Origin of the sequence: Acinetobacter sp. NBRC 110496 (assembly GCF_000876115.1) — a bacterium.
GTDB lineage: Bacteria > Pseudomonadota > Gammaproteobacteria > Pseudomonadales > Moraxellaceae > Acinetobacter.
In genome coordinates, this window is record NZ_BBTF01000018.1 from 16,144 (window position 1) to 38,489 (window position 22,346).

22 protein-coding genes are annotated in these 22,346 nt (G+C 40.8%); 14 read left to right on the plus strand and 8 right to left on the minus strand.

The features are described from left to right. The first annotated feature begins 18 nt into the window (after positions 1-18). Positions 19-957, plus strand: a complete 939-nt coding sequence (gene rarD, locus Aba26S_RS10650; RefSeq protein WP_043971836.1) for an EamA family transporter RarD — start codon at positions 19-21, stop codon at positions 955-957. Positions 958-981: 24 nt separating this feature from the next. On the opposite strand, the gene Aba26S_RS10655 is transcribed toward rarD, so the two are convergent. Continuing rightward, on the minus strand, positions 982-1,227 hold the full coding sequence (locus tag Aba26S_RS10655) for a hypothetical protein (protein ID WP_010590098.1): 246 nt from the start codon (positions 1,225-1,227) through the stop codon (positions 982-984). A gap of 393 nt (positions 1,228-1,620) precedes the next feature. On the opposite strand from Aba26S_RS10655, the gene Aba26S_RS10660 reads away from it, so the two are divergent. The 5 genes from Aba26S_RS10660 (at position 1,621) to proB (ending at position 7,164) form a co-directional block, all read left to right on the plus strand. Continuing rightward, complete coding sequence (locus tag Aba26S_RS10660; RefSeq protein WP_005272197.1) at positions 1,621-3,078, plus strand: glyceraldehyde-3-phosphate dehydrogenase; 1,458 nt, start codon at positions 1,621-1,623, stop codon at positions 3,076-3,078. 137 nt (positions 3,079-3,215) lie between these two features. Further along, positions 3,216-3,959: a hypothetical protein gene (locus Aba26S_RS10665; RefSeq protein WP_043971841.1), complete on the plus strand. Its 744-nt coding sequence runs from the start codon at positions 3,216-3,218 to the stop codon at positions 3,957-3,959. Continuing rightward, positions 3,959-4,639 carry a hypothetical protein gene (locus Aba26S_RS10670; RefSeq protein ID WP_005243227.1) on the plus strand — a complete coding sequence of 227 codons (681 nt, stop codon included), beginning with the start codon at positions 3,959-3,961 and terminating at the stop codon, positions 4,637-4,639. Before Aba26S_RS10665 ends, Aba26S_RS10670 begins: the two co-directional genes overlap by 1 nt. A 158-nt stretch (positions 4,640-4,797) precedes the next feature. Next, positions 4,798-6,015, plus strand: coding sequence for an Obg family GTPase CgtA (gene cgtA / locus Aba26S_RS10675; protein ID WP_005243226.1), 1,218 nt, complete (start codon positions 4,798-4,800; stop codon positions 6,013-6,015). A gap of 15 nt (positions 6,016-6,030) precedes the next feature. Next, the gene (proB, locus tag Aba26S_RS10680) at positions 6,031-7,164 is read left to right on the plus strand and encodes a glutamate 5-kinase (protein WP_005243225.1); all 1,134 of its coding nucleotides are present in this window, start codon (positions 6,031-6,033) and stop codon (positions 7,162-7,164) included. 25 nt (positions 7,165-7,189) lie between these two features. Here the strand turns inward: proB and Aba26S_RS10685 are convergent, their stop codons facing one another. Then, on the minus strand, positions 7,190-7,864 hold the full coding sequence (locus Aba26S_RS10685) for an HAD-IB family hydrolase (protein ID WP_043971843.1): 675 nt from the start codon (positions 7,862-7,864) through the stop codon (positions 7,190-7,192). Further along, a complete protein-coding gene (locus Aba26S_RS10690; protein WP_043971844.1) occupies positions 7,831-9,039 on the minus strand; it encodes a DUF1615 family protein in 1,209 nt (402 codons plus the stop codon). Before Aba26S_RS10690 ends, Aba26S_RS10685 begins: the two co-directional genes overlap by 34 nt. A gap of 81 nt (positions 9,040-9,120) precedes the next feature. Here Aba26S_RS10690 and dusB point away from each other — a divergent pair, with 81 nt between their 5' ends. Next, entirely contained in the window at positions 9,121-10,146 is a 1,026-nt protein-coding gene (gene dusB / locus Aba26S_RS10695) for a tRNA dihydrouridine synthase DusB (protein WP_005272184.1), read from the plus strand. A gap of 55 nt (positions 10,147-10,201) precedes the next feature. Here the strand turns inward: dusB and oxyR are convergent, their stop codons facing one another. The 4 genes from oxyR to rubA all read right to left on the minus strand — a co-directional run bounded on the left by oxyR (position 10,202) and on the right by rubA (position 13,566). Then, positions 10,202-11,107 (minus strand): LysR family transcriptional regulator OxyR, encoded by a 906-nt coding sequence (gene oxyR / locus Aba26S_RS10700; RefSeq protein WP_005243213.1) that lies wholly within the window; start codon positions 11,105-11,107, stop codon positions 10,202-10,204. 6 nt (positions 11,108-11,113) lie between these two features. Continuing rightward, positions 11,114-12,058, minus strand: a complete 945-nt coding sequence (gene estB / locus Aba26S_RS10705) for an esterase EstB (RefSeq protein ID WP_005243212.1) — start codon at positions 12,056-12,058, stop codon at positions 11,114-11,116. 78 nt (positions 12,059-12,136) lie between these two features. After that, positions 12,137-13,318, minus strand: a complete 1,182-nt coding sequence (gene rubB / locus Aba26S_RS10710; protein WP_005243211.1) for a rubredoxin reductase RubB — start codon at positions 13,316-13,318, stop codon at positions 12,137-12,139. Positions 13,319-13,401: 83 nt separating this feature from the next. Beyond that, on the minus strand, positions 13,402-13,566 hold the full coding sequence (rubA, locus tag Aba26S_RS10715) for a rubredoxin RubA (protein ID WP_004678010.1): 165 nt from the start codon (positions 13,564-13,566) through the stop codon (positions 13,402-13,404). Positions 13,567-13,914: 348 nt separating this feature from the next. Between rubA and Aba26S_RS10720 the strand changes: the two genes are divergently transcribed. The 6 genes from Aba26S_RS10720 to Aba26S_RS10745 all read left to right on the plus strand — a co-directional run bounded on the left by Aba26S_RS10720 (position 13,915) and on the right by Aba26S_RS10745 (position 20,981). Continuing rightward, on the plus strand, positions 13,915-14,352 hold the full coding sequence (locus tag Aba26S_RS10720; protein WP_005243210.1) for an SRPBCC domain-containing protein: 438 nt from the start codon (positions 13,915-13,917) through the stop codon (positions 14,350-14,352). A 159-nt stretch (positions 14,353-14,511) separates the two neighbouring features. Next, positions 14,512-16,038 carry a lysine--tRNA ligase gene (gene lysS / locus Aba26S_RS10725; RefSeq protein WP_005243209.1) on the plus strand — a complete coding sequence of 509 codons (1,527 nt, stop codon included), beginning with the start codon at positions 14,512-14,514 and terminating at the stop codon, positions 16,036-16,038. Positions 16,039-16,183: 145 nt separating this feature from the next. After that, positions 16,184-17,626 carry a capsule assembly Wzi family protein gene (locus Aba26S_RS10730; RefSeq protein ID WP_043971847.1) on the plus strand — a complete coding sequence of 481 codons (1,443 nt, stop codon included), beginning with the start codon at positions 16,184-16,186 and terminating at the stop codon, positions 17,624-17,626. A gap of 324 nt (positions 17,627-17,950) precedes the next feature. After that, complete coding sequence (gene cysD / locus Aba26S_RS10735; protein WP_005243206.1) at positions 17,951-18,859, plus strand: sulfate adenylyltransferase subunit CysD; 909 nt, start codon at positions 17,951-17,953, stop codon at positions 18,857-18,859. A gap of 83 nt (positions 18,860-18,942) precedes the next feature. After that, complete coding sequence (gene cysN / locus Aba26S_RS10740) at positions 18,943-20,556, plus strand: sulfate adenylyltransferase subunit CysN (RefSeq protein WP_043971849.1); 1,614 nt, start codon at positions 18,943-18,945, stop codon at positions 20,554-20,556. 143 nt (positions 20,557-20,699) lie between these two features. After that, a complete protein-coding gene (locus Aba26S_RS10745) occupies positions 20,700-20,981 on the plus strand; it encodes a hypothetical protein (RefSeq protein ID WP_043971851.1) in 282 nt (93 codons plus the stop codon). 45 nt (positions 20,982-21,026) lie between these two features. Here the strand turns inward: Aba26S_RS10745 and Aba26S_RS10750 are convergent, their stop codons facing one another. Continuing rightward, the gene (locus tag Aba26S_RS10750; protein WP_168926862.1) at positions 21,027-21,584 is read right to left on the minus strand and encodes a DUF2239 family protein; all 558 of its coding nucleotides are present in this window, start codon (positions 21,582-21,584) and stop codon (positions 21,027-21,029) included. Between the two features lie 214 nt (positions 21,585-21,798). Between Aba26S_RS10750 and Aba26S_RS10755 the strand changes: the two genes are divergently transcribed. Then, positions 21,799-22,314 (plus strand): hypothetical protein, encoded by a 516-nt coding sequence (locus tag Aba26S_RS10755; RefSeq protein WP_005243200.1) that lies wholly within the window; start codon positions 21,799-21,801, stop codon positions 22,312-22,314. Positions 22,315-22,346: the final 32 nt, after the last annotated feature.

Genomic DNA, 22,346 nt, shown 5'->3' on the forward strand with positions numbered 1-22,346 from the left:
TTCAAGCAGAGGCTGAAAATGATAAAAGGAATTGCTTATTCAATTTTGGCTTCTGTTACTTTTGGCGTTCTCTATTTTTATAGTCAGTTCCTCGGTTCTTTGGATAGTGAGCAGACTTTTGGTTGGCGAATTATTGCCACAATTCCATTTCTGACCCTATTTATGTGGTTAAGTGGTGATTTATCCCTGATCAAAACTGTGTTTAAACGGATTCTTGCCAATCCTTGCTTATTATTACTTTTATTGACCACTTCAGTACTCACTTCAGCTCAGCTCTGGCTATTTCTATGGGCCCCCATGCATGGCAGAGGCCTGCAAGTTTCTTTGGGTTATTTTCTTTTACCCTTAGTTCTGGTGTTGGCAGGGAGTTTTTTATATGGGGAGAAGCTCTCCAGATTCCAGTATGTCGCAGTATTGCTGGCTGTGTTAGGCGTTGGGCATGAAATATGGCGTTTAGGCAGTATTGCTTGGGAAACGGTATTTGTTGCATTGGGGTATGCTGCTTACTTTATTTTGCGTAAAAAGATTCAAACCGATCACTTAGGTGGTTTTTGGTGGGATCTTATGCTGATTTTACCGATTGCGATTTTCTTTACTCAGGCTGGTGAGATGTCATATCTCAAATTCTTGGATCAACCGAGCTTGGTTTTTGTCGTGATCGGATTAGGTTTGTTAAGCGCGATTGGGTTGGGAAGCTATATTCTTGCTAGTCGCTACTTACCTTTAATTATTTTTGGCTTACTCGGCTATTTGGAACCCGTATTGTTAGCCTTGGTTTCGTTATTGCTTGGAGAGAAAATTGGAGCTGATGAATGGTTGACGTATATCCCAATTTGGTTGGCCGTTTTGCTGCTCGTGATTGAGGGGGCGGCACATTTATATCAACAAAGACGCCGCAAGCAACATTTGCAATTGAACTTGAAACAATACTCGCAACGTTTGAGTGATGGGGACTAGATTGAGGCGAATCTAGTTTTCTAACTAAATTCCTTTAATCTTTGCATATAAATAATAGCTCAGGTTGATGGTCAGAAACATTAAAATACGCCCATATTCTCGGGGAAGACAGCCTATCTCACCATTGCAGTTGAAAAAGGGTTCGCCAATCCAAGAAATAGGAAAATAAACGATATTTGTCAGCCCAAGCCCGATCATTCCGATAAGGCCCATAGAGATTTCACAGGCAAGGGGAATACTAATCAGTAATAACCATGTTTTAAAATTCATTTGCTCTTCATGTTTTTGAATACTAGGTACGACCAAGTTGATACGTTATTTTTGTTTTTATTTCAATATCTTGTGTAGTGATTCTGGCTTTTAATCTGATTTGGTGAGCATTTTAAACTTAGAGGGTGATTTAGATCATATTTCGCTGAGTACTAAATTTTTTATAAGTAAAATCACTGAATGCATAGGAGAAGTTTCAGCTATTCTGATGATTAAAGTCACTTTTTACCAAAATTCACAAAAATAATTATAGGTATTTTATGAATTTATAGTCAATTAGGACAAAATCTTAGCTCGTTTAGCGGCTTTTGATTCAATCTTGATGATAATTCTATTACAATAATGGCGTTTTAAAAATTCACGCCCAGTATATATAAATTAGAGGACGTAACTGTGAGCAAAGAAACAATCGTTGCCCTACATGCAGAACACCAAGGTCGTTGGAAAAACCGTGAAGAAATCGCGGAACGTATGATTACCCTCATCGGTCAATTATATCGTGAGAAAAATATTGTTGTTTCTGTTTACGGTCGTTCTTTAATTAACCGTTCAGTAATTCAAATTCTGAAGACGCATCGTCGTACACGTATGCTTGATGTTGAACTTTCTGTGGTAAATACCTTCCCGATTTTGGAAGCGTTAATGAAAGTTGACAATATCGGTTCTGCAGAAGTTGATATCGGTAAGCTTGCTGTTGAATACAAGAACCAAGGCGGTGATGTAGACGCTTTTGTTGCACAAGCGGTTGCTTCAATCAAAGGTAATGCTGCTACTGCTGCACCTAAAGATGTTGTTCTTTACGGTTTTGGTCGTATCGGTCGTATCTTGGCACGTTTAATCATCAGCCAATCAGGTTTGGGCCGTGGTTTAAGCTTGAAAGCAATTGTTGTACGTAAATCTTCTGACGGTGACTTGGCGAAACGTGCTTCTTTATTACGTCGTGATTCGATTCACGGTACTTTCGACGGTACAATTTCTGTTGATGAAGAAAATGAAGCAATCATTGCCAATGGTCAATTCATTAAAGTGATTTATGCATCAAGCCCAAGCGAAGTGGATTACACGGCTTACGGTATTGATAACGCACTTCTTATCGACAACACGGGTAAGTGGCGTGATGCTGAAGGCTTAAGCCAACACTTGAAATGTGCAGGCGTTGCGCGTGTCGTATTAACTGCACCAAGTAAAGGTGAGATGAAGAACGTTGTATTTGGTGTGAACAACGGCGATATCTTGGATGAAGACAAGATCATCTCTGCTGCAAGCTGTACAACCAACGCAATTACACCTGTATTAAAAGTTTTAGATGACAAATACAAAGTATTAAATGGTCATGTTGAAACAGTTCACTCGTTCACAAACGACCAAAACTTGATTGATAACTACCATAAGGCAGACCGTCGTGGTCGTGCTGCAACATTAAACATGGTCATTACTGAAACTGGTGCTGCAAAAGCAGTTGCAAAAGCATTGCCAGGTCTTAAAGGCAAGTTAACAGGTAACTCGGTCCGTGTACCAACTCCAAACGTTTCACTTGCAATCTTGAACTTGAACTTAGAGAAAGAAATTGATCGTGAAGAAGTGAACGAATACATTCGTCAAATCTCGATCAACTCGAAGTTACAAGGTCAAATCGGTTATACCAACTCAACTGAAGTGGTATCAAGTGACTTTATCGGTTCGCGTACTGCGGGCGTGTTTGATGCACAAGCAACTATCGCATCTGGTACGCGTTTAACAGCTTATGTTTGGTACGATAACGAAGTCGGTTACAGCTGCCAAGTATTGCGTATTGCTGAACAAATGTGTGGTGTAAGCTATGCGAAAGTTCCTGCTGAAACAAATGCATAATTTGTTCGCAAAGCGATAACAAAAAGCCCGGTTTTTAACTGGGCTTTTTTATTGACTGTACAGAATATATGCTGAATTAAACATAAAAATCGATAAGAATAGGCGAAAAGGGAAATAATTAATTAAGGAATCGTGCATTGTTGCAGTTCAGACGTTTGTTTGTGATATTTGCTTTAATTGTAGTGGCCAACTTGTGCGGCGTGTATATCGCAATGTGGGTATTTAAGCATTTTAATATTTATATTCCATTGAAGAATCAGGATGTCGCTATTGACTTGCAAGAGCCTTTACAGGTTCGGGTTAAAGTCAAAGATGCACTCAATGTGGATGTGAATGGGCGTGTTGATGCCAAGATACCAATTAATGAACAACTGAATATTCCACTCACTCAAACCCTGAAACCACGTGTCTATTTCGATAATATGGTTCCTATCAGTACCACGATTCCTGTTAAAGAAACCATTAAAGTGAACCAAAGTCTGCCGATTGATACCAAGGTTCAGGTTAAAATTCTAGGTCGTGATGTTACTTTGCCATTGAAAGGCTCGATTCCATTGCAACTGGATGTACCGATTGATATTCAAGTTCCCTTACAGCAAAAAGTTCATTTAAAATTTGATGCGCCTGTTCGTACAGAACTGAAAGAAAACTTGAACATTCCGTTGAAAACACAATTAAATGCCAATATTCCAATTCAAGGTAATTTAAATGTCCCGATTACCTCTGAGCTGAATGCTACTGTGGATGTAAAAAATACCTTACCGGTTAAAATTGCGCAGGGCGAGTTAAAAATTCCATTGTCTACCATGTATCTGGATCGGGTCAAAACTCAACCCGTAGAAGTACAAGCTGCTGAACATAATGTAAAAGTAGGTGAATAATGGATATCACCAAATCGTTTAAAAGCTTGTTGATCAGTTTTGTGATCGTCACCACTTTGGTGGCCATCTTGTTTTGGTTCTATTTGAATATTCAGGCGTCATTGATTGTTTCTGCACAGCAGGCGGATATTCGTTTGCCTGAATCATTAGGAACTAAAATTCAGGTGGGAGATCATTTAAGGGTCAAGTCCGAAGGTCAGCTCAAGACGGTATTGGATATTGATCAAACTTTGCACTTGCCATTAAAAGGCAAGTATTTGGCTGATCTAAGTTTTGAGGTGGAGACACCGATCACGGTCAATATTAACTATGAAACCATGTTGAAAGTGGATGAAGTGATGCCGATCGAGACCAGTACGGATTTGATTTATCAAAATAAATTATTGCCTAAGTTTCCTTTGAGTTTGAATATTCCAGTGAAGTTAGATATTCCATTTCAACTGAAACGAACCTATACCGTTCCTGTAAAAATTGTTTTTGATGGGCCGGTTTATTTTGATTTTGATGAGTCAGTTGATTTAGCTGTGAAGCATCAATTTAAGCCAAGCTTTTATATGAATGATGCAATTAATATGAGCAATATCTCTTCTTTCGATGCGATCATGTATAACTCTGTGCAGCAGACTAAAGCGAATTTAGATATGCAAATGCAGTTGCCGTTGAAGAATGTAAGACCGTAATCGAGGAGAAAAATTCTTCTAGTCTGCTGACTAAAGTCATGAAATTGAATATTGAACAAATAATACATTTAAAAAAACCAATTTGCTGATTTTTCTATTCGAGAATTTTATTAAAATGTGGCAAAATAGTCCGCTTTTAAGAATTTGAGGATTGGCACATGCGCTTTGTTGATGAAGCAGTCATTACCGTAGAGGCTGGCGACGGTGGCAATGGCGTAGCCAGTTTTCGCCGTGAAAAATTTGTCCCTTTTGGTGGCCCAGATGGCGGAGATGGGGGACGTGGCGGAAGTATTTACATCCAAGCAGATGATGATACCAGCACACTTGTAGATTACCGTTATACACGTCGTTATCGTGCAGAACGCGGTAAAAATGGTTCGGGTGCGAATTGTTCCGGCCGTGGCGGTGAAGACGTGATTTTAAAAGTACCTGTGGGTACAACCATTGTGGATACTGAATCTGGTGACATCATTGGTGACTTGATCGCTGATGGTCAGCGCGTAAAAGTTGCGCATGGTGGTGATGGTGGCTTGGGGAATACTCACTTTAAATCATCAACCAACCGTTCACCACGTAAGTGTACACATGGTATCAAAGGCGAATATCGCGAAGTTCGTCTAGAGTTGAAAGTATTGGCAGATGTTGGTTTACTTGGTATGCCGAATGCGGGTAAATCAACCTTTATTCGTGCAGTTAGCGCAGCAAAACCTAAAGTTGCCGATTATCCATTTACCACGATGGTTCCAAATCTGGGTGTAGTCGATGCGGATCGTCATCGTTCATTTGTTATGGCGGATATTCCAGGATTGATTGAAGGTGCAGCAGAAGGTGCAGGTCTGGGAATTCGCTTCCTGAAGCATTTGGCGCGTACCCGTATCCTGTTGCATATTGTGGATGTTCAACCCATTGACGGTTCTGATCCTGCCCACAATGCACGCGCAATTTTAGGTGAATTAGAGAAGTTCTCTCCAACACTGGCAAAACTTCCAGTGGTATTGGTGTTGAACAAGCTTGATCAGCTTCCTGAAGAGTCGAGAGAAGAGTGGTGTCAGCACATTCTTGATGAATTGCAGTGGAAAGGCCCTGTATTCAAAACTTCTGGTTTGATGTCGGAAGGGACTAAAGACGTTGTGTATTACTTAATGGATCAGATCGAGCAGCAACGTGAGCGTGAAGTTGAAGATCCTGAGTATGCAGCAGAAGTGAAAGCATTCCGTGAGCAGCTTGAAGCTGAAACACGTGAACAAACCATCGCAGCAAAAGAAGCATATCGTGCCATGCGTAAAGCTCAGCGTGAAGCTGGTTTGGACGATGATGAAGACTTTGATGATGATGAGGATGAAGGCGATGTAGAAAGCATCTACATTCGTGACTAGTAAACCGAGGGAAAAATGATAGAAGTGGTCGATGGGCAACGTCAGCTCAATGCGTGTAAACGAATCGTTGTTAAAATCGGATCATCTTTACTCACTGCAAACGGGCAAGGTTTAGATTTAAATGCAATTTCGCATTGGGCGAAACAAATTGCAGATCTACACAATGCTGGACATGAGATTATTTTGGTCTCATCAGGTGCAGTAGCAGAAGGGATGGTACGTATGAAACTTGCGAGTCGACCCACTGATCTACCCAGTTTGCAAGCTTGTGCTGCCATTGGTCAAATGGGCTTGATCCATACGTGGTCAAGTGTATTGGATCAACATGGCATTCAAACAGCACAAGTGCTGCTCACCCATGATGATCTAGCCGATCGTCGTCGTTATCTTAACTCTTGTGATGCTTTGCAAAACTTGATTGATTGGCATGTGATTCCTGTCATCAATGAAAATGACACGGTTTCGACCGATGAGATTCGCTTTGGCGATAATGATACCTTGGCTGCAATGGTTGCAGGACAAGTACAAGCGGAATTATTGATTATTCTGACAGACCAGCAAGGTATGTTTGATTCTGATCCGCGCAGTAATCCGAATGCGAAGCTGTTCTCGGCTGTTCGTGCATTGGATGATGGCCTGTTTGAAATGGCAGGCGGCGGTGGTGTACTGGGGCGTGGTGGTATGGTCACTAAAGTCCGTGCAGCGCGTCTTGCAGCACGATCAGGTTGCCCAACCTTGATTGCCAGTGGTGAAAGTGACAACGTATTAGCACGCTTAATGGCGGGCGAGATGTTGGGAACTTTATTTACCACAGACAATGACCGCGTGACGGCACATCAGCAATGGCTGGCTGCACATTTACAAACCGCGGGTCGTTTGGTGATTGACGATGGTGCGGTTGAAGCGATCAAGCTCAAGCATCGTAGTTTATTGCCTGTGGGTGTTAAAGCGATTGAAGGGCATTTTGATCGTGGTGATGTGGTGGAATGTGTTGATAAAAACGGTGCTCGAATTGCCGTTGGACGTGTGAATTTTAGTTCGCGTTCAGCAGAAATGATCAAGGGTTTATCGTCGGAAAAGGTGTATCAGGTTCTAGGTGAAGCACGTTCGCTAGAAATGATTCATCGGGATCATATGGCGATTTATTAAATTGTTTTCAATGAAAAAGCCTGCTTTAAGCGGGCTTTTTCATGTCTGCCAGTTCTAATTGTGTACCGTTTAATGAGGGCAGGGCTTGCTTCGTGCCCACCATATAAGCATGGTCTGCTAGAGAAAGCATCTCTAAATCTTCTTCACTATTACCATACGCATAGATACTTTGGTAATTTGCTAAATTGTATTTCTGCAAAATACGTAATTTCTTTTGTTCACAGCTGCAATCTTCTGAGCGATAACGGCCTGTTAAAACGCCATCCTTGATCTCTGTCTGGGTACAAATTAAGTCGATATTCAGTAGTTTACAGATTGAATCTAGGTACAGATCAATAGAGGCGGAAACCAAAACAACATGATCGCCTCGTTGCTGGTGTTGTTGAAGTTGTTGTAGTAAATCTGGATCTAGGTGTTTAATCAGTTTTTGTGCATATTCCTGAGCTAGTTTTTCAACAAAATCGATTGGAATGGCTTTGAACATGGTTTCGAACAGGCGGGGTCGCATCGCATGAGCAGGGTAGAGGCGTAAATAATAGGCTTGAATCCAAGGGAGAATCTTCAAGCCTTTTTTGACAATATGGCGTTTGGAAAGCACAAAGAAAATAAACCCAGTAAAACTATCTCTTGGGTAAAGTGTCCCATCAAAATCAAATAAAGCTAAATTTATAGTCTGATGTGTTTCGCTCTTTGCATGCATGTTTCATATCGTCCATTTACGCGACTGGCGAACCAATTGGTATTATAGTCACGACTGAGTTTAGGGCCTGAAATGATGACTTCAGGCATCATTGCATAAATTGGTTCTTTATTGGTTTTACTTTGATACAGCTTTTGAATGGCTAAATAGGTTTGTGTATCTTCGAATTTTTTCTCTTTCTCTTTTTTTAAATCCGCGCGAATTTGGCGTGGCGTCACTAAAACCTTGTTATTAGTAAAGGCTGCGATAATCTCTTTTTCAGATTGGCTGAGGGTCGATTGTGGGCTACCGTCTTTATTATAAAGCAGTAAATCACCATCCAAATCGAGGTCTTTATTTTGAATTACCTCAACCATTTTTTGAAAAGCGGCATTACGGCTGGAATACATACCTGAGTTGTAATCAGCAAAGCGATAAATGGCTTTATCATAATCGGCAGAATACTCCATCAAGCGATGGATTCCATAATATAAACCACCGTATTGGGTGTAGAGATCATTACGGAGTTCCGCGATATTACCACTTTGGCGCTTATGCTCTTTGGCATAATTAATATGCACTTGCATTGAACCTAATGTCGTAATCGGGTTCATTTTCTCACCGATGTCTTGCCCGACCAACTTGGCTGCACCAGTTAAAGCACTAACATGATAGTGCTTTGACATATAATCAAAAATTTCGCGATAAAGTAAATCAAGTTCACGCTCGGTTTTCACTTTGCGCATTTGGCTCATGTAGTTATTTTCGGGTGATGGCTGGTTTTTTAATACGTCTTCAAAATAACCAGCAACGGTACCACCAATAGTTTCACCCAGTTTGGCTTCAAACTTTTCATTTAGTCGAGTATTGATTTCCTTGACAGCTTTTTCACCCAGCCCAGGTACAGCAGGATCAGCAACAAAATTCGATTCCTGATCGACCACAGCGACAATACTACAGACATTCTGCTTGGTTTTCGGAATATTGAGTTGTTGCATGATATCGAAGATATCTTGCGACCATGATTGGCGGTCATTGACGCGAGGCGGAAGAACTTTGGTAATTTGTTCTGCCTTCATTTCAGGCTCTTTACCATTTGACCACCACGCATTATCACCACAAGCTGCTAAACTTATGCTGATTGCCAAGAGGCTAAATGTCTTGAATAGAGGACGAGTCGAAAACACTTGGTTCATAATGAAACAACACCGCACAAAAAGATGAGCCGAACGGGCGAATGAAGTATACTATGTTGATCAGAAATTGTAAGAAAATATATGTATATTGGTTCATATCAACTGTCAAATAATTTGATTGTTGCTCCGATGGCAGGCGTTACAGATCGGCCCTTTCGGACGCTATGTAAATACTTTGGTGCAGGACATGCGGTCAGTGAAATGATGACTGCTGACAAGACATTGCGCATGAGTAAAAAGAGCTTATATCGAGCCAATTTTGATGGTGAACTCGCGCCAATTTCAGCACAGATTGCAGGCTCTGATCCTGAACAATTGGCGGAAGCGGCACGTTATCAAGTCGCAAATGGGGCACAAATCGTTGATATCAATATGGGATGTCCCGCGAAAAAGGTCTGTAATAAACTTGCAGGCTCTGCATTGCTGCAAGACGAAGATTTGGTCGCACGTATTCTTGATGCTGTAGTGGCAGCTGTGGATGTTCCTGTCACTTTAAAAACCCGTTTAGGCTTTTTAAATGGCCATGAAAATATTATGCGTGTTGCCAAGCGGGCTGAAGAGTCTGGAATTGCAGCATTGGCTTTGCATGGCCGTACCCGTGAAGATATGTATTTGAATACTGCACGATATGAGCTGATTAAACAGGTTAAGGAACTGATCGATATTCCATTGATTGCCAATGGCGATATTGATAGTCCGGAAAAAGCCAAATATGTGCTGGACTATACAGGGGCTGATGCCATTATGATTGGGCGTGCGGCTCAAGGTCGTCCTTGGATCTTTCGGGAAATTGCGCATTACCTAAAAACAGGGGAGCATCTTGCTGCGCCTGATATTGCCGAAGTTAAAACAGTATTACTTGGGCATTTGGCGGAACTGTATCAGTTCTATGGTGAATACTCAGGTTGTCGTATTGCCCGTAAACATATTGCTTGGTATACCAAAGGTTTACGCTCAAGCAATGAGTTTCGTCAGAGCATGTATAAAGTTGAAAATACGGCAGACCAAGCCAAGGTCGTCGAGGCTTATTTTGATCAGCTACTGGATCAAGGACAGCGGATGAGTGATGTGCAAGTCGAACTGGTTAATTTATTAGATATCAAGTAATCATTGTTATAGATCTAAAAAAGCCTGTAATGAGATTACAGGCTTTTTTATTGCATTACGCTAAATGCGCTGTGATTTTTTGCAGAATTTGCAAAATCACATCAAACTCACTTTGTAATGGAGTGCTTTTACGTGTAACTAAAGCCAAGGTGCGGCTTGGTGCAGCTTCAATTGATTTCACTGCAATATCTTCATTGAAGTGAATCATACTGTTTTTTAATGCAATCTCTGGCAATAAGGTAAAGCCAAGATCCGAAGAAACCATTTCAACAAGCGTTGGTAATGAGCTTGCTTTTAAGCGGTGATCATTTTTACGCTCACCCACAGGACAGGCACTAAGCGCATGGTCACGTAAACAATGGCCTTCTTCAAGTAACATCAAACGCGATAGATCTAAGTCATCTAGGGAATTTGCATTGGCGGCATTGTTATCTTTCTTGTTGTATACAAGAAACAGATGCTCTTTGGCAATTTCAGCGACTTTTAAACTACGTGTGTCAAAAGGGAGCGCAAGTACAATCATGTCCAGATTGCCGTGTTCTAACTTTTCTACAATTTTCTCGCTTTGTGCTTCATGTAGATGCAGTTGAATTTTTGGCAATTGTTGATGCACTTCTTCAAGCAGTTGCGTCAGAATAAATGGTGCAATAGTCGGGATAATACCAAGATGTAAATCACCTGTTAAAGGTTCACTCATTTCTCGGCTTAAGCGCATTAAGTCTTGGGCATCTGCAAGTAATACTCGTGCTCGAGCCACAACCTGTTCGCCTAGAGGCGTTAGACGGACGTTTTGACGATCACGCTCAACTAAGACGCCACCCAATAAACGCTCTAATTCCATGATGCCACCCGATAATGTTGACTGGGTAACAAAGGAACGACGCGCTGCTTCAGTAAAATGTAAAGTTTCTGACAACGTAACTAAATATGATAGCTGTCTTAATGAGGGTAATGCAGCCATAGTGTCCTAGTGTGATGATCTAAAGTGGTGAGCAAACAAACCACTAAGTTGTGGAATGAAATGTGCAGGAATATCATGCCCCATTCCTTGGATTAATTCAAACTTAGCACCAGAAATTGCTTTTGCAACAGCTTTCCCATGACTTGGCGGTAACAATCGATCTTTTGATCCATGTACAACCAAAGTTGGCTGAGTCATCGTTTTGTTCAATGATAACAAAGAACCCGTACATAATATTGCTAAAAACTGTTGAAGTACACCCGCAGGGTAAAAACTACGACGATATAATTTGCGAATGGTTTGAATTGATTCGACTGGATTGACATAACCGGGTGACCCAATAATCCGGAAAACGTTTAAACTATGATTAATAATTGTTTCTTCATCGTGTGCAGCTGGCTTGCCAAGTAAGCTAAACAATTGCTTGGGATAGGGCGGTGGTAAAAAAGGCTGATTGTTACTGGTGAAGAGTAAAGCCACTTTTTCTATTTTTTCTGGATATTTCGCGGCCACAATCTGTGAAATCATACCGCCCATAGATGCACCAAGCAGGTAAACTTTTTCAAGACCTAATTGATCAATTAACAGGGTAACATCATCGGCCATATCATACAGGGTATAAGGTGCACCTTCATTGCCAAGGCCAAACATGAAGCGACTCATGAGTTTGATTGTGTTGAGCCGTTTTCCCTTATTGCGGATTTTAGAAGATAAACCAATATCCCGATTATCGAAACGAATGACACGGAAACCTTGGTCAATGAGAGCCTTACAAAAGAAATCAGGCCAAAATAGCATTTGTGCACCCAAGCCCATAATTAACAAAATGGTTGGGTGTTCAGGATTTCCTCCAATTTCAACATGCAATTCAATGCCATTACCTAAAGTGACTTTGGTCTCTTGCATAAATGAAGCATAGGGTGACACATTAAATTGAAGCGCACTGTTCATGATATCCGTTCCGAGTTGAATTCTTCTTATGCGTTTGGGAGATACAGAAATTTTTTCTGCAACTCCCGTATTTAAACTTTAAACTTGTGCTGGAATCAAGTCTGGAACCAACTTGGTTAAGCTTAAACGTTGCTTTGCTGCTGTTGCACCGAGAAGCACAAAACCTCTTAATGTGCCTTCGCCGTCAGCCGCTTTGGCCAACATGCCATCCTCGAACTCCTCTGTTTCCCAGTTCACGTCAACGTTTAGGGGAGCTGGTAAAACAGTTAATGGTGCAGCAGGTGTTTTAACTGCAACTGGCATGGCTGGATAGTGTACCGCAGTGCTCTGACCACTCAGGGTTTTTGCTAGAGCACGCGCTTGTTGCATGATTGGCATGACATATGGCAGCAACGTACCATTTACCTCAGCGCAGTCACCTACGGCATAAACATCTACTTGATTGGTTTCCAATAAAGTATTGGTAATGATGCCACGACTGGTTTGAATGTCTGCTGCTTTCGCTAAAGCAATATTTGGCTGTAATCCAATAGCCGATAGTACGATATCTGCAACTAAAGTCTGACCATTGGCTAAAGTGACGGCATAGTCTTCACCGTTATTAATTTTCGTGACTTTTTCAACTGTTGTTGAAAGGGCGAATTTTATGCCTGCTTGTTCTAGATTGGTTTTGAATGCTTCAGCGACATGATTCGGCAGTAGGCGACCCAGAGGTTGTGCTGCAAGATCAATCACGGTTACATCATAATTGCTATGTAACAAGTCATTGGCAAACTCACAACCAATGAGACCCGCTCCTAGAATCACCACACGCTTATCTTTGCGTTTAGCCAGATTTTCACGGAAGTTGCGATAGTCGATGAGTGAGTTCACCACATGAATATCTTCACTGCCATCGCCTGCGATTGCTAAGCGAATCGGATTTGCGCCGACTGCAAGTACCAGTTTTGAATAGGGTTGAGTCAGCGTTTCCCCATTTTTTTCTAATGTGATTTCATGGTTGGCGGCATTGATTTCTTTTACCCAGGTTTCTGCTTCAATGCGCATATTTAGTTGGGTGGCCATTTTGTTGGCATCGCCTAAAGCAATTTGTTCAGGTGCTTTATTGCCTGCAAAGGCATTGGATAATGTTGGTTTTGCATAATTTACCGCATCATCCGCGCAGATCATAACGAGTTCTTGTTCAGGACTCAGTTTACGAAATTCTCGAGCAACGGTATAACCCGCCATACCTGATCCGATGATAACGATAGGATGCATTCTAATCTCCAATATTTTCTTATTTAAAAACAAACGATAGCAAAAAAAAGACCATGATCATTGTCATGGTCTTCTCGATCTATTTAGATTTCAACCATTTCAAAATCAGCTTTTGAAACGCCGCAATCTGGGCAAGTCCAATCATCAGGAATATCTTCCCATTTGGTACCTGCTGCAATGCCGTCTTGTGGCCAGCCTTCTGCTTCGTCGTAAATCCAACCACAAACGATACATTGATATTTTTTCATGTGACTCTCCAAACTGATAGGTATGCTCAAATTGCCTTTCAGTAAAACTATTCCATAATGTCGCTACGATCGCTGCAATAGAACTAACTTGTGTTGATCGGGAGTTAGATTTTTACGCAGAACGCCATTTAAGTAAAGTAAATGCAAGAGTTTAATCATTTATTCAAATAGCGATATGGCTATTCTATCTGAAAGTCTTGTTATTTGAGCAATTGCTCTAATTTTTTACAGCAATATAAATGCTTATGTAATTAAAAATGAATAATCGTATGAATATAGTGTGTATAAAAAATAAACATTCGAGAACACGTTATGATAAATCACAACAATGATAATGGAGAAAAGTACATGGAAACGCTGTCATATAATATAAAAATTTATGCTACCCCAGAGAAAGTCTGGGAGGTTTTGTGGACACCTGAAAGTTATCGGGAATGGACAAAATTCTTTGCTTGCGATTCAACCATGAAAACCGATTGGAAAGTCGGCGGTAAAACCTATTTTAGCGATGGTAGAGGTAACGGTATGGTCTCCACCATTGAAAGTATACAGGTACCCAAAGAAGTTGTTTTTAAACATCTCGGAATGATTAAAGATGGTAAGGAAGATCTGGATAGTGAGGAGGTTAAATCCTGGGCGGGCGTTTTAGAGAAATATATGCTGTTTGATTTTAATGGTGAGACCCAATTACATGTTGAAGTCGATATTCAACCTGAACATGCAGAATTTATTCATCAAGGTTTTGATCAAGGGCTGGCTATCGTTAAACATCTAGCTGAGAAATAAAGGATCAATGTGTGTTTTTCGAGTGGCTCATTGTTGCGTTATCTCGATTCAAAATCTGATAAATCTTGATTTTTTTGAATTGTCTGGTTGAAACAATACGAAAATGGATTGTGATCTGCTATTCTATGTCACTTCTTTTTTTACTTAATCGAGGCAGAGATGACGCAACAAAACGCTCAATCGACTTCTGAACAAACACTTTCCGAAAACGATTTAATCGCACAGCGTCATGCCAAATTAAAGCAAATCCAAGAGACTGCAAAACAAACGGGTAAGAGCCCGTGGCCGAACACATTTAAGCGTGAACACTATACTGGCGATCTGCAAGAACAATTTAAAGATCAAGACAAAGCACAAATTGAAGGTGCTGAAAAAGTTTATGTCAAAGTTGCAGGCCGTGTGATGTTGAACCGTGGATCATTTATTGTGATCCAAGACATGACAGGTCGTATCCAGCTTTATGTAGACCGTAAAGGTTTGCCAGCAGATATTTTAGAAACCATTAAAAGCTTGGACCTCGGTGATATTATTGCTGCCGAAGGTTATATTGGACGTTCGGGTAAAGGTGACTTATATGTTCACCTTGAAGGTTTTGAACTATTGACCAAATCCCTGCGCCCACTGCCAGACAAATTCCATGGTCTAACGGATACTGAAGCGAAATATCGTAAACGCTATCTAGATTTGATCGTCAACGAGGAGACACGCAAGACCTTTGAAATTCGTGCCAAAGTCGTTGCGGGTATTCGTGCCTTTTTGACCAATGAACGTTTCATGGAAGTTGAAACGCCAATGATGCATGTGATTCCAGGTGGCGCATCTGCAAAACCGTTCGTGACCCATCACAATGCATTGGATATGGAGCTTTACCTCCGTATTGCACCAGAATTATATTTAAAGCGTCTGGTGGTTGGTGGTTTTGAACGTGTATTTGAAATTAACCGTAACTTCCGTAACGAAGGGGTTTCAACACGTCATAACCCTGAGTTCACCATGATCGAGTTCTATCAAGCTTATGCTGACTATAAAGACTTGATGATCTTGACTGAAAACATGCTTGAAAAACTGGCAGTCGATATCTTAGGTACAACTGATGTGCCTTATGGTGAAGAGGTCTATAGCTTCAAAGGTCCATTCAAGAAAATTTCAATGTTTGATGCGATTCTTGAACATAACCCAACCTTTACACCTGAAAATGTCAATGATCGTGAGTTCTTGGCGAAGTTCATTCAAGATGTATTGAAAGAGAAAGTAAAACCAGGATTTGGTTTAGGTAAGTTGCAAACCATCGTATTTGAAGAAACAGTAGAAACTCAATTACGTCAGCCGACATTCATTACGGAATATCCGGCAGAAACTTCACCGCTTGCACGTCGTAATGATGATAATCCACATATTACAGATCGTTTTGAATTCTTTATTGGCGGTCGTGAATTGGCAAATGGTTTCTCCGAGTTAAATGACCCGATTGATCAGGCAGAACGTTTTCAGGCACAGGTTGCTGAAAAAGATGCGGGTGATGATGAAGCCATGCATTATGATGCAGACTTTATTGAAGCATTGGAGTATGGTTTACCGCCGACAGCAGGTCAGGGGATTGGGATTGACCGCTTAGTTATGTTATTTGCGAATGCGCCAAGTATTCGTGATGTACTTTTATTCCCTCATATGCGCCGTAAAGATTAATCTTTTTTGCTTGTAAAAAGACCACCTATTTGAGGTGGTCTTTTTATTTCTACGTTAAAAAATGTAATTGTTTCGTTTGATGATTGAAATGCGAGTGTAAAAAAACGATCATGTGCACATAAATAAATTTGAGAACAGTTTGGACATGCTGCTAAAAAAATCGCTTTATCTCGCATTATTTACGTCTTTTTCTGCGACTACTTTTGCACAAGGCCTTGTTTTAAATGATGCAAATTTACGTACGGACCTAAACTGGCTGAATCAACAAGGTGTGATTCAAATCAGTACATCGACTTGGCCGTTAAGTGGTGATGAGGTTAAGCGTGCTTTATCTCAAGCAAAAGTCAATAACAGTGCACAGCAGAAAGTTGTCAATTCTGTAATGAGTGCGCTGCAAGCTGATAATGAAACAGTGAAAATTGGCTTACATGCAGGTACTGATCTCAAGCAAATTCCACAAACCTTTGGTGATAACCAGAAATCTCAATACCAGGCAGCTGTCGAGTTTAATGCGGGCGGTGAGAACTGGGATGCAAAGTTACGAGTTAATGGTGAAAAAGACCCTTTGATTGATAATGGTCATGATGCGAATGTTGAAGGCTCATATATTGCGGGGAAACTCTGGAATCAATGGGTAATTGCGGGCCAAATCCCAACGTATTGGGGACCAGGGCATGACGGAAGTTTGATTCGTGGTGATGCAAGCCGTCCAGTCTATGGGGTGACGGTACAACGTGCAGTACAAAACGCTTTTGAATCTAAGTGGCTTTCTTGGATTGGCCCTTGGCAATATCAAGCATTTGTAGGGCGCTTACAGGATTATGAATCAGATCCTGGTGTCAAATTATTAGGTATGCGTTTGACTGCACAGCCCTTACCTTATTTAGAGTTAGGCGCATCTCGAGCAATACAATTTGGTGGAGGCGATCGTTCTGAAAGCTGGAAACGCTTCTGGAAAGCTATGGTGGGTCATGACAATGTAGAAGATGGTAGTCAGGATCCATCAAATCAATTGGGTGGATTTGATGCTCGCTTATCATTGCAGCCTTTATTACAAATCCCTGTAAGTGTATATGGACAGATGATTGGTGAAGATGAGGCAGGTTATTTACCTTCAAAATGGATGTATCTTGCAGGTATGGACTTCTCATCAAGCTATAAAAATATGCCTTACCAGTTATATGCTGAGTGGGCGGATACCCGAACTAATGGTGAAGTGAGAGGAATTTCTTATAGCCATTATGTATACCGTGATGGTTTTTACCAGCAAGGCTTTCCATTAGGGCATGGGATGGGTGGTGATGGCCAAATGTATTCGTTGGGTGGTGATATTCGTTTTGATGTGATGAACCGTCTCAGTGCGCGTGTGCTTTATGCGAAGGTTAATCAATCAAGTTTGGTAATTAATGCCGAATTTCCAAAAGAAGATACAGTGAAGGGTGTAGAATTAACCTGGACACATAATATCAAACCCACACTTCCATTAAAAATTAATGGTTGGGTAACAGATTCAGATCGAAATGGTCGTGATGGTGGTGTTTCAGTCGGTGTTGAAATTCCATTGGAAACGAAGATGTTCCGTTTCTAAGCGATATTAATCGATCAATGAGAAGTCCGTTAAGGGCTTCTTTTTTTAATTAATTCACGTGAAATCGAGTCTATTGTTATTCTCAAATCTTATTTTCATATCATAATTTTGCATATTGATATGAAAAAACAAGCTAAAGAACTGAATCTAAATTATTATAATGAATAACCTTTACTCAGTAGTTCATTCTACTACAAGTAAGAATATCGATATCATGAAAAATTGGAGTTGTTATGGCACTCGTTCCTCCACACAGTCTTCAAAGTGGTGGTGTAATTCCACTTATAGATTTTATGGATAGCATGGATAAGGGGGAAATTGTACATGACTGAAAATAGATTAACGCACCTCAAACAACTTGAGGCAGAAAGTATTCATATTATTCGCGAAGTCGCAGCTGAATTTGAAAACCCTGTGATGCTTTACTCGATTGGTAAAGATTCAGCGGTGATGTTACACCTCGCTTTGAAAGCATTCTATCCAGCGAAACTTCCATTCCCGCTACTACATGTAGATACTGGTTGGAAGTTTAAAGACATGATCGCTTTCCGTGACAACATGGCAAAAACCCATGGTTTCGATTTGATCGTACATCAAAATGTCGAAGGTCGTGAGGCTGGGATTAACCCGTTCGATCACGGCAGCTCAAAATATACCGACATTATGAAAACACAAGGTTTAAAACAAGCCTTGGACAAGTATCAGTTTGATGCTGCGTTTGGCGGCGCACGCCGTGATGAAGAAAAATCACGTGCCAAAGAACGTGTTTATTCATTCCGTGATAATAAACATCGTTGGGATCCTAAAAACCAGCGTCCAGAACTTTGGAATCTGTATAACGGTAAAGTGAATAAGGGCGAAAGTATTCGTGTCTTCCCATTGTCGAACTGGACTGAATTAGACATTTGGCAGTATATCTATCTGGAAAATATTCAAATCGTTCCTCTTTATTTCTCTGCGGTTCGTCCAGTGGTCGAGCGTAGCGGTACCTTGATCATGGTGGATGATGAGCGTATGCGTTTAAAAGAAGGGGAAGTTCCACAAATGAAATCGGTACGTTTCCGTACGCTTGGCTGTTATCCACTCACGGGTGCAGTTGAGTCTGAAGCAGATACCTTGCCTGAAATTATCCAAGAAATGCTTTTGGCAACCAGCTCAGAGCGTCAAGGTCGTATGATTGACCATGATGAGGCGGGCTCGATGGAAAAGAAAAAGCAAGAAGGTTATTTCTAATTTCCTTAAGCAAGTCCCTCTTTTAAAAGAGGGATTTAGGGAGATTAAAAGCGATTTCTAAAGAATATGTGGAGTTTTGAGCAATGTCTCATCAATCAGATCTTATTAGCCAAGACATCTTGGGTTATTTAAAACAACACGAGCAAAAAGACTTATTACGCTTTTTGACTTGCGGTAACGTCGATGACGGTAAAAGTACCTTAATTGGTCGTTTACTTTATGATTCAAAATTGATTTATGAAGATCAATTACAAGCGGTAACCCGTGACAGTAAAAAAGTTGGTACGACGGGTGATGCACCTGACCTTGCCTTACTGGTCGATGGTTTGCAGGCTGAACGTGAGCAGGGCATTACCATCGATGTGGCTTATCGCTATTTCTCTACGGAAAAGCGTAAGTTCATCATTGCAGATACGCCTGGACATGAACAATACACGCGTAACATGGCAACAGGTGCATCAACAGCTGATCTTGCGATTATCTTGATTGATGCGCGTTATGGTGTGCAAACTCAAACCCGTCGTCATTCATTTATTGCAAGCTTGCTCGGTATTAAAAATATCGTGGTTGCAATTAACAAAATGGACTTGGTGGAATTCTCTGAAGCACGTTTCAATGAAATTCAAGTTGAATATGATGCTTTCGTCAGTCAACTTGGTGATCGTCGTCCTGAAAATATTGTGTTCGTACCGATTTCGGCACTGAATGGCGATAACGTGGTGAATCCATCAGCAAGTACGCCGTGGTACAAGGGTCAAACCTTGATGAGCATTCTTGAATCAGTGGAAATTAAACGCGAATCAAATAAACATGAATTCCGTTTCCCGGTTCAATATGTGAATCGTCCAAACCTCGATTTTCGCGGTTTCGCAGGGACCATTGCGTTGGGTGAAATCAAGGTTGGTGATGAAATTGTTGCTTTGCCATCTGGCAAAAAATCAACAGTCAAAGAAATCGTCACCTTTGATGGTAACCTTGAACAAGCTGTTGCTGGTCAAGCCGTGACGTTAACTTTAAACGATGAAATTGATATTTCTCGTGGTAACGTTTTGGTCCGTGCAGGCGAACAACCTTTGATTTCACGTAGTGTACGTGCTTCAGTGGTGTGGATGAATGAACATCCGTTGGTGAAAGGTAAGCTCTACAACGTCAAAATTGGCACGCAAACTGTTCCAGCGAAAGTCACTGCAATTAATTTCCGTGTTAATGTGAATACGTTGGAACATACGCAAGTTGAAGAGCTTGAGTTGAATGCGATTGCGGATGTTGTGGTTGAGTTTGATGCGCCAGTGGTCTTCGATCAATATCAGGATAGCCGTTACACTGGCTCATTTATCTTTATTGACCGTCTCAGCAACGTGACTGTTGGTGCGGGCATGGTTGAAGCTGCAGTTGAATGGACGGCGCATAGCAATCCTGTGACTGCTGAAGATCGTGCGGCACGTTTAGGTCAAAAACCTGCGGTGATTGGTGTGTCTGCATCGTTGATTGAAAAAGCTCAAGCATTAGAAAGCTTATTGATTCAACAAGGTGTAGTTGTCATTGCAAAAGCAAATTTAACGGTTGAGCAGATTGCCTTGTTGCGTGAAACTGGTGTTGTCATTATCACAACGACCGTTGAAGGTGCTGATACCGAGATTACTGCTGAAACAGTTGAAGAGGCCGCTGAAAAAGTGGTGGAATTGGTTCGTCTTTAATCGACTGAATTGATTTTAAAAGCCCGCGTAAGCGGGTTTTTTTATGCCTATAGATTTAACCGAATAATAATAATGCATTTAAAGTATATGTGATATTTCACATAAAATATTTCTCTATACAATGCCTGTTTAGAGAGGTGTATATGAAAAAACTATTATTTTTAATGGGGTTATGTTTGGCGTTTAATGTTGAGGCCAAGCAGGTAGGGAATAGTGCAGAGGTAATTAAGCGAAAAATTATTCAAGAATCTATCGAAAGCTATTCAGGTAATTGCCCATGTCCTTATAACACTGCACGTAATGGTAGTCGTTGTGGAAAACGTAGCGCTTATAACCGTGCAGGCGGATACACACCTTATTGTTATCCTGAAGATGTGAGTGATCGAAAGGTAAAAGAGTATAAAGAAAAGAAAAACTTGACTTGAAAAGCCTCTTCAATAGAGGCTTATCAATAAATCAATGCATGCTTTTTAAAAAGCATGCATTGATAATCTACAAATATATTGTTGGGGATCTAAAGGGTAGTCTTTAATTAATTTTAAGAAAAGTTCCTGATCACCTTGATATAAAGCACGGGTTGCTTCTTCATAATTTGGCATATTGCCTAACATCGCAGACATGAAACGATCAGTCGCTTGTTTGGCAAGCAGGATATTACTTTCAGAATTAGGATCATTCAGCTCTTTATCAATCAACTTGCGGATCACTGCTGATGCGCTTGTACTTTGTTGATCTAACCAATCCCAATGTTTTTTCTGTAAAGTGATTTCACGAGAGATAACCCCGAGTTTAGGCCGTCCAACTTTTTTAATTTCCTCTGGTTCTGCGTAGCGTTGTTGAAGCTCTTGTTCAGAACCCGAAAGATCGAGATCAATTTGTTGCCCTGTTTGATCATTAAAAATCAAAATGCTTTCGGTTGTTTCAGGAATAAGCTTAATCTTCAACACGAGATCAGTCGGCTGGCCGCTTGCAATCAGTGTACTGCCTGAGAATGCAGTGTAGGTGGTTTGAGTATTCATTTTAATCACATATTTTTATCTGGGTAAAATAATATTATCAGGGTAAAATGAATTTGGCAAATAAATAACCAAAAAAATCGAAAAAGATCAGATTTTACAAACGGGACCTATAGAGTACGCATTACAACAATAGCAAAGATGGCTGGCCATTTTAAATTTTTATTCTGCTTTAATATCGCTTTTATGAGACAATATGTCTTTATTTATGTGTATAAGGACTCCCATGATTGAGCAATCTCCTGAATCTTTAAGCGATATCGAAATTTTAGACATTTTACAGTCTATGAAAAAAGATAAGCTGGATACGGAAGCAAACGAGATGATCCGTAATGGGGGGAAAGCTGGGCGTCAAGAAGCACATAAACAGGCTCTGGTTGCACTCAGTACAAGCTTTGAAGAAAAGTTTGTCGAAGCAGTGACACTGGCATTGGGTTTGAATGCAGGTCAGGCGAAAAAGATCCGTTATAAAAAAGACCGTATTCGTATTTTAAAAGTGCGTGGTATTGACTATCTAGCAATAGACGGTGCAGAAACTGCTCAAGTGTTGGCACAGGTTGCACAAGCTATTGGCCGTGAAGATGCGACAGTCACACACGATTTGCATAATATTTTTCCATTCTGGAAAGAAGGCTGGCCGATGGTTCAGTTTGACAATGCTTATAAAATCTTAGCAGAAGATATCAGTATTCATTATCAAGCCGTACTTGATGAGCTCATTTCATTATATGGTGGAAACTAGGGGATTCTAAACATCCTGCTTTGATGCGGTTT

What these genes read in the sequence shown, in the direction of transcription:
- Aba26S_RS10720 (WP_005243210.1), top strand. Translation starts at nt 13,915, where the DNA reads ATGGAAACGCTGTCATATAATATAAAAATTTATGCTACCCCAGAGAAA.
- cgtA (WP_005243226.1), top strand. Translation starts at nt 4,798, where the DNA reads ATGCGCTTTGTTGATGAAGCAGTCATTACCGTAGAGGCTGGCGACGGT.
- rubA (WP_004678010.1), bottom strand. Translation starts at nt 13,566, where the DNA reads ATGAAAAAATATCAATGTATCGTTTGTGGTTGGATTTACGACGAAGCA.
- Aba26S_RS10685 (WP_043971843.1), bottom strand. Translation starts at nt 7,864, where the DNA reads ATGCATGCAAAGAGCGAAACACATCAGACTATAAATTTAGCTTTATTT.
- dusB (WP_005272184.1), top strand. Translation starts at nt 9,121, where the DNA reads ATGTATATTGGTTCATATCAACTGTCAAATAATTTGATTGTTGCTCCG.
- lysS (WP_005243209.1), top strand. Translation starts at nt 14,512, where the DNA reads ATGACGCAACAAAACGCTCAATCGACTTCTGAACAAACACTTTCCGAA.
- rubB (WP_005243211.1), bottom strand. Translation starts at nt 13,318, where the DNA reads ATGCATCCTATCGTTATCATCGGATCAGGTATGGCGGGTTATACCGTT.
- Aba26S_RS10690 (WP_043971844.1), bottom strand. Translation starts at nt 9,039, where the DNA reads ATGAACCAAGTGTTTTCGACTCGTCCTCTATTCAAGACATTTAGCCTC.
- rarD (WP_043971836.1), top strand. Translation starts at nt 19, where the DNA reads ATGATAAAAGGAATTGCTTATTCAATTTTGGCTTCTGTTACTTTTGGC.
- proB (WP_005243225.1), top strand. Translation starts at nt 6,031, where the DNA reads ATGATAGAAGTGGTCGATGGGCAACGTCAGCTCAATGCGTGTAAACGA.
- Aba26S_RS10745 (WP_043971851.1), top strand. Translation starts at nt 20,700, where the DNA reads ATGAAAAAACTATTATTTTTAATGGGGTTATGTTTGGCGTTTAATGTT.
- Aba26S_RS10730 (WP_043971847.1), top strand. Translation starts at nt 16,184, where the DNA reads ATGCTGCTAAAAAAATCGCTTTATCTCGCATTATTTACGTCTTTTTCT.
- cysD (WP_005243206.1), top strand. Translation starts at nt 17,951, where the DNA reads ATGACTGAAAATAGATTAACGCACCTCAAACAACTTGAGGCAGAAAGT.
- estB (WP_005243212.1), bottom strand. Translation starts at nt 12,058, where the DNA reads ATGAACAGTGCGCTTCAATTTAATGTGTCACCCTATGCTTCATTTATG.
- Aba26S_RS10655 (WP_010590098.1), bottom strand. Translation starts at nt 1,227, where the DNA reads ATGAATTTTAAAACATGGTTATTACTGATTAGTATTCCCCTTGCCTGT.
- Aba26S_RS10670 (WP_005243227.1), top strand. Translation starts at nt 3,959, where the DNA reads ATGGATATCACCAAATCGTTTAAAAGCTTGTTGATCAGTTTTGTGATC.
- oxyR (WP_005243213.1), bottom strand. Translation starts at nt 11,107, where the DNA reads ATGGCTGCATTACCCTCATTAAGACAGCTATCATATTTAGTTACGTTG.
- Aba26S_RS10755 (WP_005243200.1), top strand. Translation starts at nt 21,799, where the DNA reads ATGATTGAGCAATCTCCTGAATCTTTAAGCGATATCGAAATTTTAGAC.
- cysN (WP_043971849.1), top strand. Translation starts at nt 18,943, where the DNA reads ATGTCTCATCAATCAGATCTTATTAGCCAAGACATCTTGGGTTATTTA.